General features: G+C 69.1%; 3 protein-coding genes. 2 read left to right on the forward strand and 1 reads right to left on the reverse strand.

Going from position 1 to position 2675, the window contains the following annotated elements:
- On the reverse strand, positions 1-921 hold a 921-nt coding region (locus tag JYJ84_RS33610; protein WP_205190053.1), incomplete at its 3' end, for a LysR family transcriptional regulator.
- A gap of 142 nt (positions 922-1063) precedes the next feature.
- Here JYJ84_RS33610 and JYJ84_RS33615 point away from each other — a divergent pair.
- Both JYJ84_RS33615 and JYJ84_RS33620 read left to right on the forward strand, forming a co-directional pair.
- On the forward strand, positions 1064-2293 hold the full coding sequence (locus tag JYJ84_RS33615) for a Zn-dependent hydrolase (RefSeq protein WP_175219347.1): 1230 nt from the start codon (positions 1064-1066) through the stop codon (positions 2291-2293).
- Between the two features lie 66 nt (positions 2294-2359).
- Positions 2360-2675 (forward strand): aldolase/citrate lyase family protein (locus JYJ84_RS33620; RefSeq protein ID WP_240201939.1); only part of this gene is annotated, 316 nt, incomplete at its 3' end.

The raw sequence follows: 2675 nt of genomic DNA on the forward strand, positions 1-2675 counted from the left end.
AAACGCGTTCAGCGCGTCGACGAACGCCGCCTCGGCCGCATTGAGCTTGCGGTCCTGCGACCACAGGAAGTGGATGTCGACGTCGGCCACGCCTTCGTCGGGCGGCAGGCGCTGGAAACGTCCGTGCGCGATGTCGTCCCGGACGATGTGCTCGGGCAGGCAGCCGATCCCGAGCCCCGCGAAGATGAAGCGCTTGACCTCGGCCATGCTCGACGACGACGCGATCACGCGCCCGGTGAATCCCATCTCGTCGCGAAAGATCGTCAGCGGCGACATGTGATCGCCGACCTTGTCGCCGGTGAACGACACGAACGGCAGGCCGGCCAGGTCGGCCGTGCGCAGGCCGTCGCGCCCGAACAGCGGATGGTGGCGCCCGCAGAACAGCGCGTAATGCTGGCGCAGGAACACGCGGGCGTCGATCCGTTTCGGCAGCGCGCGGCGCGGCGTCAGCCCGAGCGTCAGCGCCCGCTGCTGCAGGCTGTTGACGACGTCGGCGCTGCGCATCACCTGGCTTTCGAATTCGATGCGGGGATAGGTGCGATGAAACTCGGCGAGGAAATCGTCGTACGCGGGAAAGTCGATGCCGCTGACGATCCCGATGCGCACGGTGCCCGAGATGTCGTGATCGCGATCGACGTCGGCAAGCGACAGCCGCGAGATCGTGCCGTAGATGTCTTCGGCGATCTGCTGCACCTCGATGCCCGCCTGCGTGACCTCGATGCGCGGCCCGTGGCGGTCGACGAGACGCAGGCCGAGTTGCTCCTCGAGCCGCCGCAGTGCCTGACTCACGGCCGGCTGCGTGAGGTGCAGGCGCATCGCCGCGCGACTCACGCTCTGCTCGCGCGCAATCGCGAGAAAGGTGCGCAACAGGTTCCAGTCGAGGCGGTCGTTCAGGTAGGTGTCGGGGCGGTCTTTGCTCATCACGGGTCTCGCGGCTTCATCATTCGTGAAAATTATACTCAGGATAACGATTAAAAATTGGACTAATTATTTTTGATTTTCGATAAAGACGACACGATGAACACCGGCCGCGTGGGCGGCCGACCGATCAGGAACCTCGACGATGCTGAAGATCAATGCGGAGCGGCTCTGGCAGAGCCTCATGGACATGGCGCAAGTGGGCGCGACCGCGAAAGGCGGCGTGCGCCGCCTCGCGCTGACCGACGAAGACGCGGCCGGCCGCGCGCGCTTCGAGACGTGGTGCCGGGACGCGGGGCTCACGCTCACCGTCGATCGCGTCGGCAACCTGTTCGCGCGGCGCGCGGGCCTGCGGCCGGACGCGGCGCCCGTCGCGAGCGGCAGCCACCTCGATACCCAGCCGGAAGGCGGGCGCTTCGACGGCGTGTATGGCGTACTCGCCGCGCTCGAGGTCGTGCGCACGCTGAACGACGCGGGGATCGACACCGAACGGCCGATCGAGATCGTCGTGTGGACCAACGAGGAAGGCGCGCGGTTCACGCCCGCGATGCTCGGCTCCGCCGCGTTCACCGGCGTGATGCCGCTCGACGCGGCGCTCGCGTCACGCGATGCGGCGGGCGCAAGCGTCGCCGATGCGCTGCGCGCGAGCGGCTATGCGGGCGAGCGCGCGGTGCCCGGCGCGCCGTTCGACGCCTATTTCGAAGCGCATATCGAACAAGGGCCCGTGCTCGAGGAAAACGGCGTGCCGATCGGCGTCGTCACGGGCGGCCAGGCGATCCGCTGGCTCGACGTGCGCGTCGCGGGGCAAGCCGCCCATGCGGGCACGACGCCGATGCAGTACCGGCGAGATGCACTGTTTGCCGCCACCGACATGGCGGCCGAACTCGAGGCGATCGCCGCCGACTACTTCCCGCTGGGACTGACGACGATCGGCGAATGGCAGATCCGCAACGCGTCGCGCAACACGATCGCGGGCGACGTCACGTTCACGGTCGACCTGCGCCATCCGGACGACGCGGCGATCGCCGACATGGAAGCCGCCGTGCGCGCCCGGTTCGGCAAGGTGGCCGCGCGGCGCGGCGTGTCGGTCGAGATCGGGCAACACTGGGTCAGCCCGGCGACGCCGTTCGATCCGGCCTGCGTCGACGCCGTTCAGCGCGCGGTCGACACGCTCGACTATCCGAACCAGCGCATCATCAGCGGCGCCGGACACGACGCGATCCATCTCGCCAAACACTGCCCGACCGCGATGGTGTTCATTCCGTGCGTCGGCGGATTGAGCCACAACGAAGCCGAAGACGCGCTGCCGGCCGATGTGGCGCGCGGCGCGGACGTGCTGCTGCACGCGATGCTCGCACGTGCGGCGCGCGTGTAAGCAGCCCATCCTCACGTTGCGCCACGCACAACCGCCCCCTTTCCGACCCCGACACTGCTCCCGACCGTGACCCGCTACCCTGACCGACCGCTTGCCGCGCTGCGACGCGCATGGCTCTTCGTCCCCGGCGCCGATGCCGCCGCTCACGCCGCTGCGCTCGGCACGTCCGCCGACGCGATCGTCGCCGACCTGGAGGAAATGACCGCGCCTGCCGACCGGCCGGCCGCGCGCCAGCGCATCGTCTCGCTGCTCGGCGACGCGGCCGCCTGCGGCGCGCTCGGCGCGGTGCGGATCAATCCGCTCGAGCAGGACGGCCAGGACGACCTCGAAGACGTGATGCGCGGCCGCCCCGGGGCGATCTTCCTGCCGCATGCGGAAACGC

Origin of the sequence: Burkholderia sp. LMG 13014 (genome assembly GCF_905232215.1) — a bacterium.
GTDB lineage: Bacteria > Pseudomonadota > Gammaproteobacteria > Burkholderiales > Burkholderiaceae > Burkholderia.